This window comes from Chitinophaga sp. (assembly GCF_019236475.1).
Classification (GTDB): Bacteria; Bacteroidota; Bacteroidia; order Chitinophagales; family Chitinophagaceae; genus Chitinophaga.
This window is the reverse complement of the sequence record NZ_JAFAIX010000012.1, coordinates 390,343-407,329: the sequence shown is the minus strand read 5'-3', so window position 1 is coordinate 407,329 and position 16,987 is coordinate 390,343. Positions and strand designations below refer to the sequence as shown.

14 protein-coding genes are annotated in these 16,987 nt (G+C 42.7%); 10 read left to right on the top strand and 4 right to left on the bottom strand.

Annotation, left to right across the window (positions count from 1 at the left end; translation table 11 throughout):
• Position 1 precedes the first annotated feature (1 nt).
• Entirely contained in the window at positions 2-1,357 is a 1,356-nt protein-coding gene (locus JO154_RS17810) for a sigma-54 dependent transcriptional regulator (RefSeq protein ID WP_291947988.1), read from the bottom strand.
• 211 nt (positions 1,358-1,568) lie between these two features.
• Between JO154_RS17810 and JO154_RS17805 the strand changes: the two genes are divergently transcribed.
• The 6 genes from JO154_RS17805 to JO154_RS17780 all read left to right on the top strand — a co-directional run bounded on the left by JO154_RS17805 (position 1,569) and on the right by JO154_RS17780 (position 8,486).
• Positions 1,569-2,816: an HlyD family efflux transporter periplasmic adaptor subunit gene (locus JO154_RS17805; protein WP_291947987.1), complete on the top strand. Its 1,248-nt coding sequence runs from the start codon at positions 1,569-1,571 to the stop codon at positions 2,814-2,816.
• Between the two features lie 33 nt (positions 2,817-2,849).
• Positions 2,850-3,539, top strand: coding sequence for an ABC transporter ATP-binding protein (locus JO154_RS17800; protein WP_291947985.1), 690 nt, complete (start codon positions 2,850-2,852; stop codon positions 3,537-3,539).
• A gap of 166 nt (positions 3,540-3,705) precedes the next feature.
• Entirely contained in the window at positions 3,706-4,371 is a 666-nt protein-coding gene (locus tag JO154_RS17795; RefSeq protein WP_291947983.1) for an ABC transporter ATP-binding protein, read from the top strand.
• A gap of 149 nt (positions 4,372-4,520) precedes the next feature.
• Entirely contained in the window at positions 4,521-5,975 is a 1,455-nt protein-coding gene (locus JO154_RS17790) for a TolC family protein (protein ID WP_291947981.1), read from the top strand.
• A gap of 24 nt (positions 5,976-5,999) precedes the next feature.
• Entirely contained in the window at positions 6,000-7,361 is a 1,362-nt protein-coding gene (locus tag JO154_RS17785) for an efflux RND transporter periplasmic adaptor subunit (protein ID WP_291947980.1), read from the top strand.
• A 102-nt stretch (positions 7,362-7,463) separates the two neighbouring features.
• Positions 7,464-8,486 (top strand): NAD(P)H-dependent glycerol-3-phosphate dehydrogenase, encoded by a 1,023-nt coding sequence (locus JO154_RS17780; protein ID WP_291947977.1) that lies wholly within the window; start codon positions 7,464-7,466, stop codon positions 8,484-8,486.
• Between the two features lie 140 nt (positions 8,487-8,626).
• Here the strand turns inward: JO154_RS17780 and JO154_RS17775 are convergent, their stop codons facing one another.
• On the bottom strand, positions 8,627-8,911 hold the full coding sequence (locus tag JO154_RS17775; RefSeq protein ID WP_291947975.1) for a hypothetical protein: 285 nt from the start codon (positions 8,909-8,911) through the stop codon (positions 8,627-8,629).
• A gap of 469 nt (positions 8,912-9,380) precedes the next feature.
• Between JO154_RS17775 and JO154_RS17770 the strand changes: the two genes are divergently transcribed.
• The 3 genes from JO154_RS17770 to JO154_RS17760 all read left to right on the top strand — a co-directional run bounded on the left by JO154_RS17770 (position 9,381) and on the right by JO154_RS17760 (position 13,519).
• Complete coding sequence (locus tag JO154_RS17770) at positions 9,381-11,654, top strand: glycosyltransferase (RefSeq protein WP_291947973.1); 2,274 nt, start codon at positions 9,381-9,383, stop codon at positions 11,652-11,654.
• The gene (locus JO154_RS17765; protein ID WP_291947971.1) at positions 11,599-12,024 is read left to right on the top strand and encodes a response regulator transcription factor; all 426 of its coding nucleotides are present in this window, start codon (positions 11,599-11,601) and stop codon (positions 12,022-12,024) included. Before JO154_RS17770 ends, JO154_RS17765 begins: the two co-directional genes overlap by 56 nt.
• A 61-nt stretch (positions 12,025-12,085) precedes the next feature.
• Positions 12,086-13,519, top strand: coding sequence for a sigma-54 dependent transcriptional regulator (locus tag JO154_RS17760; protein WP_291947969.1), 1,434 nt, complete (start codon positions 12,086-12,088; stop codon positions 13,517-13,519).
• A gap of 13 nt (positions 13,520-13,532) precedes the next feature.
• On the opposite strand, the gene JO154_RS17755 is transcribed toward JO154_RS17760, so the two are convergent.
• Together JO154_RS17755 and JO154_RS17750 are read right to left on the bottom strand one after the other, a co-directional pair.
• Positions 13,533-14,972, bottom strand: a complete 1,440-nt coding sequence (locus tag JO154_RS17755) for a hybrid sensor histidine kinase/response regulator (protein WP_291947967.1) — start codon at positions 14,970-14,972, stop codon at positions 13,533-13,535.
• A gap of 64 nt (positions 14,973-15,036) precedes the next feature.
• On the bottom strand, positions 15,037-16,500 hold the full coding sequence (locus tag JO154_RS17750) for a sensor histidine kinase (protein ID WP_291947966.1): 1,464 nt from the start codon (positions 16,498-16,500) through the stop codon (positions 15,037-15,039).
• A 219-nt stretch (positions 16,501-16,719) separates the two neighbouring features.
• On the opposite strand from JO154_RS17750, the gene JO154_RS17745 reads away from it, so the two are divergent.
• A complete protein-coding gene (locus JO154_RS17745; RefSeq protein ID WP_291947964.1) occupies positions 16,720-16,935 on the top strand; it encodes a hypothetical protein in 216 nt (71 codons plus the stop codon).
• Positions 16,936-16,987 lie beyond the last annotated feature (52 nt).

Here is a 16,987-nt window from a genome sequence, read left to right as displayed (position 1 = left end):
GTCAGATATTGTATTTTTCTAGTCTTCTGTAAAGTGCAGCACGGCTCAATCCTAGTTCTCTGGCTGCTTCTGTAATGTTGCCATTACATTTTTTCATCGCCTGGGTGATGATATTTCTTTCCATATCCTCCAGGTTATAACCTGTATCAGTAGGTTGATCGTTTACATTATTATTTCGGGTAAACACATCTTTAGGCTGTAATGTTTTCCCTTGGGAGAGTATCACCGCTCTTTCCATTGCATGTTGGAGCTCACGTATATTCCCTGGCCAGTCGTATTTATGCAGTTGGTTGATGAGTGCATCACTCAAACTGTTTACCGGACGTTTATATCTTTCGCGATAGACATTCAAGAAATGTTCTGCCAATGGTACAATATCGTCTATGCGTTCCCGTAGTGGAGGCAGATGTATTTCAATTGTGTTGATACGAAACAGTAAGTCCTGTCGGAAAAGCTGTTGTGTGGCGAGATGTGGCAGATTACGGTTCGTTGCACAGATCAGTCGTACATCCACCGGAATATTTTTATTGGAGCCTACTTTGGTGACATTTCTGTTTTGCAGTACTGTCAGCAGTTTGGCTTGGAATGGAATCGTGATATTCCCGATTTCATCCAGGAAGATAGTGCCGCCATTGGCTTCTTCAAATCTACCTTGTCTGTCTTCACGGGCATCGGTGAATGCACCTTTCACATGGCCGAAAAGTTCGCTCTCGAACAGCGTTTCGGGGAGGGCTCCCAAATCTACGCTGACAAAGGATTTATTATTTCTATGAGACAACTGGTGAATATGTCTGGCCAGCATGTCTTTACCAGTACCGTTTTCGCCGAGGATCAGGATATTGGCGTCTGTTCCTGCTACGCGGGAAACTGTTTCCAAGACCTCCAGCATAGCTGGACTTTTACCAATGAGCATATTGCTGTTGGCCTGTTGCTGTGGAGGCAATCCAGGTTTGGTATTAGCAGCAGTATGTTTGTTATAGGCAGCTTGTATCGTCGCTAACAGTTTTTCATTTTCCCAGGGCTTCAGCACGAAATCAGTAGCGCCGGCTTTAATTGCTCTGACAGCCATTTCTACGTCCCCGTATGCTGTGAATAAAACAACAGTTGCATCAGGTTTTATATCCAGAATACGATCCAGCCATTCGAAGCCTTCTTTGCCGCTGCTTAGATCGCGGGTGAAGTTCATATCGAGGAGAATCACATCATAATCGTAGTTGGTAACTAGATAGGGAATCTTTTGTGGGTTCTTTTCGAAATCCACCTGTTCAAAGTGTCTTTTAAGTAAAAGTCTCGCAGCACGTAGTACATCCGCGTCGTCGTCTATGATAAGGATTTTACCCTGTTGGAGTGTAGTCATGGCAGTGGTTTGATTGGGTATCAGGCACAATAATAAAGAATTTTTCTGCGCATCAAAGCAAAGATTTCAAAGTGTTCGAATACGAACGGGGGCTGTGCGGAACAGGACAGATGTCGTCTCCCTAAACTGTTATAAAACAATGATAATGAATGGTTTATTTTATTGGCATATGGCTTGGCTTTTCATGGTCGTCAAACTTTCCGTTAATACCATGGACAGAAAAATAGAAAAGAAGTTTTGGTCTAAGCGCCGTATACTGATGATAGGGGCTGGAGGACTTGTAGTAATGCTACTGGCATACACCCTCATATTTGCAGATCATCGCGCCACCCTCAACGTGGAAAAAGATAAGATTACGATATCTCCCGTTACCAAAGGTACTTTTGATGTATACATCGCCGTAACAGCCGTTGTAATGCCCCTGAAAACTATTCGCCTAGACGCTATAGAAGGCGGTTATGTAAGCCATAAATACCTGGAAGGCGGTAGTATGGTAAAGGCCGGAGACTCCATCCTGAAGTTGGATAACCAACGTCTGATGATGGACTTTGTAAACCATGAAACAGAAATTTATCGGCTGCAAAATGAATTACAAAATACCAGGTTGTCTATTCGTCAGCAGAAATTTACGATGCAACAAGTCATTTATGATTTTGATGCGAAAATCGCAGCAGCACAGGATTTATACGATCGAAACAAACAACTGGTAGAAGAAAAGATAGTAGCACGTCAGGAGTTTAATAAGAATAAATTTGAGCTGGAAGGGCTCATTAAACAAAGAGATATACAGTTGCAGTCGCAGCGCTATCAAGATGAAAACGCCACTCGGCAGATTTCGCAGTTGGAAGGCACATTAGCGCGTACTCAACGTAACCTTGCGCTGATGAAAGAAAACCTGAATAGTCTCATTGTTAGGGCTCCCGTATCCGGACAGCTCAGTTCCATCGATGTAGAAGTAGGTTCCAGCATTACAGCGGGTCAGAACCTGGGCCAAATCGATGACCTAAATGGGTTCAAACTACGTGCAGATATTGATGAACACTATGTTTCACAAGTGTTCTCAGGATTAAAAGCCACTTTCGAGTTTGATGGTAAAACCTACGACATGATTGTGACGAAAGTATATCCAGAGGTGAAGAACGGCCGTTTCCAAGCCGATATGAATTTTGAAGCCAAGACGCCAGAAGGAATTCGACGTGGACAATCATCACCGATACGTTTAGTGTTAGGGAAATCGGCGGAAGCAGTATTACTGCCACTGGGCGGATTCTTCTCAGATACCGGCGGAAACTGGGTGTATGTACTTGATAAGGATGGCAAACGGGCTATTAAGCGTAATATCACGCTGGGTCGTAAGAATCCTTTATTCTTTGAAGTATTGGAAGGGTTGAAACCAGGCGATAAAGTAATCACTTCCTCATATGAAAGTTTCGGCAACAAAGATGTGTTAGCCTTTTAGTAATATTATATTCAAATCCCTAAAAAAGAAAGTATGATACGTACTGTTAATTTACAGAAACTGTTTTCAACCGAAGAAGTGGAAACAACCGCATTGAATGGTATCAATATGGAAGTGCAGGATGGGGAATTTGTGGCCATCATGGGACCTTCCGGTTGTGGCAAATCTACTTTATTAAATATACTGGGCTTATTGGATAATCCTTCAGACGGAGAATATCATTTCTGGGGGAAGGAAGTAGCCCGGATGAGTGAGCGTCAGCGGGCACAATTGCGCAAAGGCGCCATAGGCTTCGTATTTCAGAGCTTTAATCTGATCGATGAGCTGACAGTATATGAAAATGTGGAGTTACCGTTGTTGTACTTAAAAGTGCCGGGTCCGGACCGTAAGAAGAAAGTGGAAGAGGTGCTGGAGCGGATGAATATTATGCACCGTCGAAATCACTTTCCGCAACAGTTGTCTGGTGGTCAGCAGCAGCGTGTAGCCATCGCCAGAGCGGTGGTTGCTAAGCCTAATCTCATCTTGGCCGATGAGCCTACCGGTAACCTGGATTCCTCCAATGGGGAAGAGGTAATGAAACTGTTACAGGAGCTGAATAATGCCGGCACTACCATGATTATGGTGACGCACTCGCCCTATGACGCCGGATTTGCGCATCGGGTAATTAACCTCTTTGATGGCCGTGTAGTAACGGAGAATATTAAAGAGCAGTTCCATGTTTAACGAGCAAATAATTCTATAACTACGTGTATACCACAACGTTATTAAAATACATTCAAATAATTTAAGAGCAGAAATAACAAGTGAACATCAAACCGGGTAGTGTTTTTACACCGCCTGTTTTTTTAAAGTACTTGTTATCCTGCAACACTGTGAAAAAAACTTATTTATGATACAGTTACAGGACATCTCCAAACACTATCCCGTAGGCTTTGGAAAGAATGAAATACTGAAGAATATTAACCTGAAGATTGAGGAGGGTGAATTTGTTTCTATCATGGGGCCTTCCGGTTCAGGGAAGTCCACACTGCTGCACATTTTGGGTTTGCTGGAAGAACCTTCTTCTGGGAGCTATCTATTCCAGGGGGAGCGGGTAGACAGTATGAATGAGAAGAAACGAACCAACTTGCATCGGGGAGCGATTGGGTTTGTATTCCAGGCCTATCACTTGATTGATGAATTGACCGTTTATGAAAATATTGAAACGCCTTTATTGTATAAGAACGTGCCGGGATCGGAGCGTAAAAGCAAGGTAGCGGATATATTGGACCGTTTTAATATAGTGGCCAAGAAAGATCTATTTCCCAATCAGCTTTCTGGGGGGCAGCAGCAGTTGGTAGGTATTGCCCGCGCCTTGGTAGCCGAACCCCGAGTAATCCTGGCAGATGAACCGACGGGTAATCTCCATTCAGATCAGGCCAAGACAATTATGGAGTTGTTTAAACAGTTGAACCAACAAGATAACATCACCATTGTACAAGTAACCCACTCCGATCTTAACGCCACTTACGGAAACCGTATTATACGGATCAACGACGGACAGATACAGTCATAATATTCGTAGGAGCATTGTGCGGAATCTGATAAAAAAATACTATGTTGTACACTCAAATTTTGAGGTATGCCACCATACCTACTAAAATTTTGCCTTCTGTCATTAAGAAGCGGAAAGTATCATCACAATTATTATATTTTTGTAATGCTATGAGATTATCCCGTTTTACAGGCTGGTTCCTGTTTTTATTCTTGTTTGCTAATATATCACAGGCTGTAGCGCAGGATACGTGGAGTTTGCAACGTTGTGTGGATTATGCATTGCAACATAATATAACAATCAAACAGCAGGACATTCAGAAAAGAATGTCGGAGCTGACCTTGAAACAAAGTAAGCTGAGTCGTATTCCATCGCTGAGTGCCGGTTTACAAGGAGCCTTTAACGAAGGTCGTAACCCAAGCCCCCAAACGAACGCCTACATTCAGCAATCTTTCTATTCACTGGGTGGCAATCTATCTACCAACGTTAATATATTCAACTGGTTTTCTGTGCAGAACCTGGTGAAAGCGAATACTATGGATTACAAGTCCAATATATTCCTGATGGAAAAAGCCAGGAATGATATGGCTTTTAATGTGGCCACCGCGTTTCTCCAAATCTTGTTGAATATTGAACAGGTAAAAGTGAATGAAGTACAGGTAAAGTTGACGAATTCCAATCTAAGCAATACCCGTAAACTGGTCATCGCCGGATCTGTTCCAGAAAGTAACCAGGCCGACCTGGAAGCGCAACTGGCGTCAGATAGTGTAAATCTGGTGACCGCTCAGAATGGTGTAACTACTTCCATCCTCCAGATGAAAGCTTATTTGAATCTCGACTTTGAGATTCCTTTTGAGCCGGAAGTTCCAGAAAATATATTCTCACTACCATTAGCCCGCCTGGACGAAATGGCCCCTGAAATGGTGTATTCTGCCGCAACGACCACTTATCCACTCCTGAAGTCCGATGAACTGAAAATCCATTCAGCCGAGTACAATTATAAGTCGGTAAAAGCGCAACAGTATCCAAGTTTGAGTCTCACCGCCGGCCTGGGTTCCACCTTTGCGAATAATATTAAAAGTATAGATCTGTCTAAAGCCCAAATAGGTATTGATACAGTAGGTTTTGTAGCCAATACCAGCCCGCTTGTACCCGTGTTGAATCAGAGTGTGAAGATCCCGAATAACGCGATGTACATGACTCCCTTCCACGACCAGATCAATAATAACTTCCAGCAATATGTACAGTTGAACCTGCGTATTCCAATTTTCAACGGATGGCAGGCTAAAGCAAATTCCAAGAAAGCGCAGTTGAATCTGGAAAATGCCCAACTGACCCGTGATGCAGACGTACAGAAATTGCGTCAGGATATCTATACCGCACATGCCAATGCCGTGGCTGCTATGCAGAAATTCAATGCCGCTAGTAAAGGAGTAGATGCCGCTCAGAAAGCCTATGATTTTGCCACCAAGCGTTTCAACCTTGGTTTGATGAATACCATTGATTACATTACAACACAGAGTAAATTGTTCAGAGCCCAGATAGACAAGGTTTCTGCACAATATGATTATATATTTAAAATGAAATTACTGGAGTTCTACAGAGATCAGAAAATATCCCTGTAGGCTTTTCAGGAAATAAACTGCTTTATGAAGAAAAAGACACTTTATTGGCTCATAGGCACTCTAGGTTCACTTATTATTCTGCTGATTGCCCTGAAATCAGCTGGTGTTATCGGTAAGGAAGAAGGTATTAAAGTGGCTGCAGACAAAGCAGCGCATAACAATATCATTGAAGTCGTAACCGCCAGCGGAAAAATTTATCCCGAAATCGAAGTAAAAGTAAGCTCCGATGTTTCCGGAGAAATCACTGATCTGTTGGTACAGGAAGGCGACTCTGTCAAAAAAGGACAGATGCTGGCACGTATCTACGCAGATATTTACGGTTCCATGGTAGACAAGGCTGCGGCCTCTGTGAGTCAGTCACGGGCGCAACTAGCCAATACCACCGCTTCCCTGAATTCCTTTAAAGCTCGTCTGGATCAAAATAAAGCAGCTTACCTGCGTAATAAAGAACTGCTAGAGCAGAAAGTTATTTCCCGCGTAGAGTTTGAGACGTCTGAAGCTACTTACCTCGCTTCCCTGGCCGATTACAATGCTGCTGTTCAACAAATCAACAGTAGCAAATTTGGTGTTGCCAGTGCTCAAGCCAACCTGACAGAAGCCAATAAAAATCTCGGTAGAACCACCATCTCCGCACCAATGGGGGGGATTATTTCCTTGCTCTCCGTGAAAAAAGGAGAAAGAGTAGTAGGAACCGCCCAAATGACCGGTACAGAAATGCTTCGTATCGCTGATATGAATTCAATGGAAGTACAAGTGGATGTTGGAGAAAACGATATTCCTAAAGTAAAATACGGCGATACTGCTATCATTGAAGTAGACGCATACAATAACCGTAAATTCAAAGGTATTGTTACCCAGATTGCCAGTTCCAGTAAAGGAGCAGCAACCTTAACAGCGGCTGCTAGTTCCGCTGAGCAAGTAACGAATTACATCGTACATATCCGCATCCTTTCCAGCAGCTATACAGATCTGCTGACCATCACCAATGGTGGTAAAAAAGTGTATCCATTCCGTCCAGGAATGAGTGCTAGTGTGGATATCCAGACGCGCCACGTAAATAATATCTTGGCTATTCCTATCAATGCCGTTACTACCCGTGATATGGATAGTACCAAAGGAGGAGATAAGAAACCAGATGCCGCTGCGGGTAGTAGTAAAACAGGAACCAATGAAGTAGTGTTTGTACTGCAACCAGATAATACCGTAAAAATGGTACAGGTAACAACTGGTGTGCAAGACGATACCAATATCGAAATACTCTCTGGTCTGAAAGAGGGTGATCAAGTTATCAGCGCGCCATACAGTGCAGTATCCAGAACCCTTTCCAACGGTAAAAAAGTGAAAGTGGTGCCTAAAGCGCAGTTGTTTGAAGCCACGCAGAAATAGTATTAAAGCATTTAAATAGTAGGAAGCCGCGCCTCAGGTGCGGCTTCTTCGTTTTCAATAGAGGCAATTTCAGTACATTGCGTAAAAATTCGCCCTGTGAGCATGGAGAAAAGCATAGGAATTATCGGTGGTGGCAGTTGGGCTACCGCACTGGCAAAAATTCTGACAGACAATGGTCATCGCATCAACTGGTGGATACGCAGTGAAGATACCATTAGGCATATGCAATTGCGTCATCATAACAAGCATTACCTGACCTCCGTATATTTCGATACTAATCTGCTGGAACTGAGCAGTGACCTGGAATACGTGGTGGGTGCCAGTGATGAGCTGGTATTGTCCGTACCTTCCGCTTTCCTGGAAGATGCGCTGCGAGAGTTGCCAGAAAATGCCTTTGATAATAAGCATGTTATCTCCGCGATTAAAGGGTTGGTGCCAAGTACTAATTCCTTGATTAATGAATACATGGCCAACCGGTTTAAGGTATCGCTGGACCGCTATTTCACGATTACAGGGCCTTGTCACGCAGAAGAAGTAGCGAATGAGAAACTATCTTACCTTACCTTTTCCGGTCTGATACCAGAAACAACACAGGCTATCGCTGATAAATTTACCAATAGCAATCTGCAAACAATCGTGAACACAGATGTGATTGGCGTGCAACTGGCTGCAGTATTGAAAAATATTTATGCTTTGGGAGCAGGTATTGCGCATGGTCTGGAATATGGAGATAACTTCCTGAGCGTATTTATAACGAATTGTTTTAGGGAGATGCAATTATTTCTGGAGCAATACGAAGAACACAAGGCAGCGGCAGAAGGTACTTCCTGTGCGGTTCATAACTACAGTGCAAGCGCTTATTTAGGGGATCTGTTGGTAACCTGTTATTCGCTGCATAGTCGTAATCGTACTTTCGGCAATATGATTGGTAAAGGCTATTCCGTAAAGGCGGCGCAATTGGAGTTGAATATGATTGCAGAAGGGTATTATGCCGCTAAATGTTTGCATGAGATGAACAGGGAGATCGGCGTATATATGCCGGTGGCACAAGCAGTATATGCTATTTTATGGCAACAGTTGCACCCTACGGAGGCGTTTATGGCGCTGGAGAAGGGTTTTATTTAAATTGAAAGTATTACTTATAACAGAAAAGCGGGAGATATAATCTCCCGCTTTTTTTTGATTAAACTATTGTTTTTTAGTTGAATTGGGGGCGAAACAGCCCATGAATGATTGTTACAGTATTTTACACCTGCGGGCAGGTATTAATAGTCATCATAATCGTCGTAAGTGTCTTCTCCCGCTTTCAGTATTGCCCTGACATTAGGGAAATATTGCTTGATAAGCCATACCACTCTGGAGAAGAACAATTCACCTAACACAGGACCATCATAATACTCGACTTCATTAGTTTCGTCGGAGATGATGTACTCTGTAGGAGTAGTGCTGCCATTAAGGGAAGCCTGAAACCTTCTTTCCTTGGGTAATTTTCTTAATACCACTTTTGTAGGTATTCCATCCACGTTGAATGTACAAGAGATGTTCCGCATGTAACACTAGTTTTTGAAGTTAAACGGAAGGTTTTCTTTCACTTGATTCTGGTCTTTCATCCTGATAATAATGAATTCAGTTTGACGCTGTGGTTATTCCAGTATCAAAATTATCGTCGTTCGGATAAACTTCCCGTATTGTAAATGGAGTTTTACTTAAATGATTACAATTGTGTAAGTATTTTTACTTATACGCTTGTTTTGTGTTACGAAGTAAGCTTTTTTGTTTACATAAAACCTTTATTGGATGTTAACGTTATTCCGGATTAACTAATCGTTTGCAAAAAAAATACAAGAATGGATAAGTGTTGAATTCCTCACTGTCCCCTACAAGTGTGGAAAAATGTCTACAAATAATTGTTTGTCAATATGCTAAAAGGGGTGATTTACGGGGACTAGTTGGATGGGAGTGAAATTTGAACATCTCCCCCAAGACGGCTGTAATTCAAAAACGAAAATCTTGTGAATCATGAACAGAACATTGTTATTTGTTACATCCTTTCCTCCTCGTGAATGCGGGATTGCTACTTTCTCCCAGGATTTGATAAATGCTATGGAGAAGAGTTTTGCAGGGAAATTGAATATAGAGGTATGTGCACTTCGAGAAGCAGAAAAGTCTTTTCCAGCATTGGATCAAAAGGTGACATACACACTGGATCCTTTTGATATCAACGATTGCATTTCATTTGCGAGGAAAGTCAATAATGATAACAAAATAGACTTGTTATGCTTGGAACATGAATTCGGCCTATGGGGCGGAGAATATGGCCATAATTTGTTGGGATTGCTCTCGCTCCTGGATAAACCTTTTATTATACGCTTCCATACAGTATTACCATTCCCTGATCCTAAACGTACCAGGGTGGTAAGCCTGATAAGTGCGCTCGCTGCTAAGGTAATGGTAATGACCAGGGCCTCCGCACAGTTGCTAGGGGAGGTTTACCATGTGCCGGCGAATAAAGTAGTGTATATTCCTCATGGTACCCATGCACATATTGTGGATGATGTAGAATCGCTTAAGAATCAATATGATGTAAAGGGACGCATGGTGCTCAGTACTTTTGGATTACTCAGTGAAAACAAAGGAATTGAGACGGGCATCAAAGCGATGAGAGAAATTGCAAAGCGCCATCCAGATGCGCTTTATCTCATCCTGGGTAAAACACACCCCGTGGTGGCCAGTCACCAAGGAGAAAAATACCGAGAAAGCCTAGAGCAACTGGTGTTGGAATATGGCTTGGAAAACAACGTGCGTTTTGTGAACAGCTATCTCTCCCTAAATACTTTGCTGGACTATCTGTCCCTTACTGATATCTACCTTTTTACTTCAAAAGACCCTCACCAGGCGGTAAGCGGCACTTTTGTTTACGCGATGAGCGCCGGTTGTGCAGTCATCTCCACCAGTTTTGTACAGGCAAGAGAAATGTTAGATGAAGGGTGTGGCTGCCTCATAGATTTCAATGATCATGAACAGCTAGCGCAATCAGCCATCCGACTCATCGAAGATCCACAGTTAAGATCACATATGAGTACCTGTGCGATCGAAAAAACCAGGAGTTCTATATGGGAGAATGTTGCCATCGCACATATGGGGATTATCAGTAGCATCTTCGCTGAAGATAAACCGCTACTCCCCAATTTGCCCGCTCCCTATTTGGACCATATAGACCGCATGACGACTGAATTTGGCATGCTTCAATTTTCAAAGTTTGATATCCCAGATCCGGAATCTGGATACACACTTGATGATAATGCACGAGCACTGATTGCCTGCTGTATGTATATGCGGGAAATTCAACCCAGTAATTTTATTTTCTCGCTATGCCGCAAGTACATTGACTTTATCGCCTATTGTCAGCGGCCTTCTGGGAAATTTCTCAACTATGTAGATATAGACGGCACCTTTTCTGCTATGAATGAGGAAGTAAACCTGGAAGATGCCAATGGAAGAGCAATCTGGGCGCTGGGATTTGCCCTGTCTAACCACCGCTTTCTCCCATTTGACTTGATCCAGGAAATTAATTCCATTTTTAGGCGTTGTTTAAAATGGGTGGATGGTTTAGAGGCGCTACGCGCTATGGCATTCACAATCAAGGGATTACATTTTTACCATCAGTATCGACAAGGAGACCATATCGAAAGCCTGGTACGTACTTTGGCAGGTAAAATTCAAGCGGCCTATGACTACGAGGCGGATGCCGACTGGAAATGGTACGAATCGTCCCTAACTTATGGGAATGCGGTGCTGCCGGAAGCCATGATGATGGCTTGGCAGATTACCGGAGATGCCCGCTTCCGGAAAACTGCAGAAGAAAGTATGGCTTTTCTCTGGAGTAAGACTTATAACCATAATCATATGAGAGCGATCAGCAATAAAACCTGGTATCATCGTGATAACCCAAAAACGGAAGATGGCGGTGAACAACCTATAGAAGTGGCGTATACAATGCTGACGCTTCATACATTTTATAATATCACAAACGATCGTTCCTGCCTGGAAAATTCAAGGTTGGCTTTTAGCTGGTTCCTGGGCAACAACCATCTGAAACAGTTGGTATACAATCCACTGACTTTCGGATGTTATGATGGCCTAGAAAAAAACAATGTTAATCAGAATCAGGGTGCAGAATCGACTGTATGCTATCTAATGGCCCGCCTACTCATGGAGGAATGGAATAAACATAAGTATGTTACATCGAAACAAGACAACAGCATGGAACCGGCAAGAATCGGTTTCAACTGAGGCGCGTAAAACAGGATCGAATATCCTGATAATAGATGATGAACCTGACATTTGCAGGTTATTGCAATTGAGTCTTGTACGGCATGGATATGCAGTAAAATATGTGCATGCCCTGCGGGATGGAATCCAATATCTGCAAAGTCATACGCCAGATCTCCTATTCCTGGATATTCATCTTCCAGATGGCTCAGGCCTGGATGCACTGCCTGTTATCAGGGAGACATGTCCCTCATTGCCCATTATCACCATCAGCGCTTATGACAATGATACGGAGAAGCAAAAAGCCCTTTCCACAGGAGCTTCTTTTTTCCTCGCTAAACCCTTCAATGTCAGGAGCGTAGATGATTTACTTAACCGGATAAAAAGTTAGTAGTCCACATTTTAAAGTCGTAATTTTAAGTAGCTGTTCCTTTAATTATTTTAAATCCAGTATGAGAAATATTCTGATTATAGATGACGAAATCAACATATGCACTTTGCTTAGTAAGTTTCTTACCAAGCACGGGTTTGCCGTTGAAACAACGATGACCGGTACAGCAGCGTTGAAGATGATGAAGGAGAAGCCCTTTGATCTCGTGCTGTGCGACTATCGTCTGAAAGATACTGACGGTGCGCAATTGTTGCAGGATATTCGTCAAATCAATCCCAATACCATCGTTATCATTATCACAGGTTATACAGATGTACGTGTAGCAGTGGAAATGGTGAAAAATGGCGCGTACGATTATCTGTCAAAACCTTTGTACCCAGATGAAATCCTGACATTGGTACATAAAGCTTTTGCTCATAAAGATGCAGAAATGGAGAGACTCGCTTCCCAGCCAGTGGAATCTGCCAGCGAAGAAGAGGCGAGAGAAACACTCCTGCAACGCAATCAAAATGATAAAAACGATAAGTATGTATACGGCCAAAGCGCCAATTCTCAGGAACTGATCCGTCAGATTAAACTGGTGGCGCCTACGGACTATAGCGTGATTATCTTCGGGGAAACAGGCACGGGTAAAGAGTCTGTGGCCCATTTGATTCATTATCACAGCAAACGTAATGAACAACCTTTCGTTGCACTCGATTGTGGAAGCCTCTCTAAGGAATTGGCAGCCAGTGAGTTATTCGGGCATGAGAAAGGCGCTTTTACCGGTGCTATTAGTACCAAAATTGGTGCATTTGAACAAGCACAGGGTGGTACGCTCTTCTTAGATGAAATCTCTAACCTTTCCTATGATATCCAGGTGGCCATGCTCCGCGTATTACAGGAGAAAGTAATCAGAAGAGTAGGTAGCCTGAAGGAAATACCAGTGGATGTTCGCATTATCGTGGCGTCCAATGAAAAATTATCCGAGTCTGTTCAACGCGGGAAATTCCGAGAAGATCTCTTTCATCGATTCAATGAGTTCACGATCTATATCCCACCACTTCGAGAAAGACAAGAAGACCTGCCACTCTTTGTAGAGGCCTTCGTACACCAAGTGGAAAAGGAACTCGATAAAACTTGCGGTAAAATATCACCTGAGGTGTGGGATTGCTTCCGACAGTACAACTGGCCTGGAAATATCCGTGAACTGAAGAATATCATTCGTCGTGCGTGCCTGCTGACACCAGAGAATGAAGATATCACGATGAGTGCACTGCCATTGGAAATGAAAGAGTCATTTAATCAAATCCTGGATGAAGTACCGATGAATGGTGAAATGACTATTCTGTCCAACGAGAATGACTTGAAAACAGTGGCTTTACAGGCAGAATACAACAAGATCGTTAATGTACTGAAGGAAGTAAAATACAATAAAACCAAAGCGGCGCAAATGCTGAATATTGACCGCAAAACGCTGTACAATAAACTTCGTTTGCTCAATATCAATTATTGAGTTTTTATACTCCTCACTGCGCAATAGGTAAAGTAATGGTAAATGCCGTTCCTTTACCTATTTCGCTTTCTACATGTATAGTGCCTTTATGATTTAGTAGAATATTCTGCGTACTGGTGAGGCCCAGCCCCGTACCTTTCGCCTTACTGGTGTAGAACGGATCAAATAAACGGGCTTGCACTTCTTCAGGGATTCCTGGACCATTATCAGAAATTTTGATGAAGGCCTTATCTTGAATTCGTTTAGTCGTAATCGTTAGCATGCCTTTTCCTGGCGTCATCGCTTCGATGGCATTGATAATAATATTCAGAAAGGCAATTACTACCTTGTCTTCATCGGCCATCACATTAATGTCATCCTTGTCCAGTTGGAGTTCCAACTGAATCTCATTCAACCTCATACGATCCTTGGATAGCGCGAGGGTATTGCTCAGTAGTTTATCCAGACTCACTGCATTGGCGTGCAGTTCCATCATACGCGTACTATGCAGCAGTTCTGTAATGAGTTGATTAATGCGTGTACAGTTTCTTTCAATGATGTCAGTGTATAAGGACGCATCTTCACTAGCCATCACCGCCGGATCTTCTTTAAACTGGCTGATCGCCAGTAGGATATTGGTTAGTGGGTTCCGTACTTCATGTGCAATCACACGGGCAATACGGCCTGTGATAACAAATTTTTCCTGGTATTGCTTTTCCTGTTCTTCCCGCTTTCGTTCTGTAACATCCTGGATCACACAGAGGAATATCTGTGCTGCTTCATCTAACAAAACAGCATTGATTTGTACCACCAATTTCTGATGATCGTTGGTCTTGAAATCATATTCCCGTATGGTTTCGCCTTCTTCGCAGATGTGGTTCAGAAAGGTTTCTGCCTGATCTTTGTTGACGAATAGGTCGCGGAGATGCTTGGTTAACAGTACTTCCTTCTGGTACTTTAAAGTGCGCAGGGCGGCAGGATTGGCGTCGATGATGTTTTTATCAGAGTCGGCTAGCAATATAAGATCATGGGCTTTTTCAAAGATGCCAAAATACCTTTTTTCGCTTTCTTCTATAGTGCGTAAGTGACTGTATTCATCTAATGCATAACGGATGGACCTTTCCAGCAAATCAGCGGTTATATCGCCCTTAACCAGATAATCATAAGCCCCTGCCTGCATAGCTTCCTGGTCAATGGCATAGTCGCCTTTCCCTGTAAGCATGATAACCGGTGCCTGGAAGCTCAAGTGCTGGAAGTAGTGCAGGATATCTAGTCCTGTAAAAGGGCCTAATCTGTAATCAACCAAGTAAACATCATGTTCTCTGCGGTTGATGGCAGCCTTTCCCTTTTCAAAAGTAGACGCCCACTCCAGTTGATACTGCCCTGGTGAAATATCATGCAAAAGTTCATTGACGAGAAAAAAATCATCTTCGTCGTCATCAATCATCAAAATGTTAACTGGAATTTCACTCATCGCTGTAATAGGTAATTAACGCTCCTCTGATTACTTTCATTGGAAATTTACTGCAATAACGATGCTAAGCTTTGATCGGTTCTATATATTCTTCATTTTTTATAGACTGCCTGAGCGGGAGAATCACCGTGAAAGTGGCCCCTTTATCAGGATACCCCTGTGCACTAATAAATCCATGATGACTATCTACAATCTTTTTGCAGATCGCCAGCCCTATGCCTGTACCACTATACTCACTAATGCCATGGAGGCGTTGAAAGATCAGAAATATTCTTTCTGCGTAAGCCTGATCGAACCCAATACCATTGTCTTCAATGGTAATGCGACAATACTTCTCATCGCGGTGGTTGCTATCTCTATTAAGGCCAAGTTCCTTTCCTGTGGCTGTATCGTTATGGATTTCAATTTGTAACTGACGGTCGGGATGCGCAAATTTGATGGCATTGGCGATCAGATTCTGGAATAATTGATGGAAAGAAGTTGGATTGCCTTCTATCTCCGGTAGGTCGGCAAAAACAATCCCTGCATTTTTCTCTTCCAGAGGAATTTCCAGGTCGCTGATCACCTCGGTCATCAGTCTATTCATGTTGACAGAAATAATACTTTCCGGGACAATACGACCGGCTCTGGAAAATATCAACAGGTCATTGATTAATACCCGCATCCTCGCCACAGCAGCCACCATTCTATCAATCAGTTGGGTGGCATCTGGTGGAAGATTTTCCTTGTATTTGATTTGCAACCTGTCTGAGAAAGTAGAAATTTTACGCAATGGCTCCTGCAAGTCATGTGAAGCTACATAAGCGAACTGTTCCAGTTCCTGATTCGATTTATTGAGCAGGGTTATATTCTGTTGTAAATCGCGTTGATAGGATTTAAGTTTGGATTCAATATGTTGTTGCAGCCGTACTTCTTTGGTGAGCGTAATGTAGGAATAGATACCAATGATAATAGCCACCAAGGAAGAAATAAAAATCATAGGTACCCATAGTCCGGAGAAGAAGTTGAACAACTCTGATTTTTCATGTACTTGACTCTCCTCGATATGTATCATTTCCTGTACGGTATGGTCAATTTTATCCATGATATTTTCCCCTGCAAGTACATTCGCTTTCTCCACGGAGAACATACCCGTACCAACGTCTGCATTACTAGCAAGTAACTGTTCATATTTTACTTTCAGTAATTGACGAAGCGTATCCAAGTGCAGTTGTTGTATTTTACTTTCGGCAGTAACCTTGCGTAGCATCTGGTATTCCCTTTCAATCCGAAGACTACGATCTTTCATAGAAGGTGTCAAAAAGGTACTATCCATGGTCAGTTTATAGCCTCTTAAAGCCGCTTCAGCTTCCTTTACTTGTTTGGTGATTACTTCCAGGCGTTTAGATACTTCAATCGCATGGTTGAGCCTGGCTGCATTATCCAGCAGGTTTTTTGCAACGAGATAAGAGAATATGGATGCTATTACGATTACCGTGAACGCAATGAAAAATCCAATCTGTATTTTCTTGTGTACGGATAAATGCATAAGATCTTTGCTGGTTACTGCGTAAGCCTTTGAAGTTAAGAATTCTGGATGAGATTGCGAAAAGTTGACATTGGTTTTCATACGAATAGTTGAGCAACGATTTCCACAGATGTATTGATAATTTCTACATGTGCATAACTGTATTCCGGCGTCACTATTGCGATTGCTGGAATAAACTTTGATTTTCAATTGGTAGCAAACCTATTAAAAATGAAAGCTATGGCAAATATACCTGAAAGACAGAAGGAACCACAGCCTGTTCCTGAACGAGAAAAACCTGAAACACCTGAGCGAGAAATTCCTGAAAGAGAAACGCCGCCAGTGACTGTACCACCACCCACGGAGCCTCCAAGAGACCCAGGAACATCGCCCATTCCTCCGGAAGTACCAGAACGCCAGGTACCACATAAACCCGCTAATCCACAGACTAAATGAGCATTGCTCCTTAAGTTAAATGCAGGTAATTCCTTGTGAAATACCTGCATTT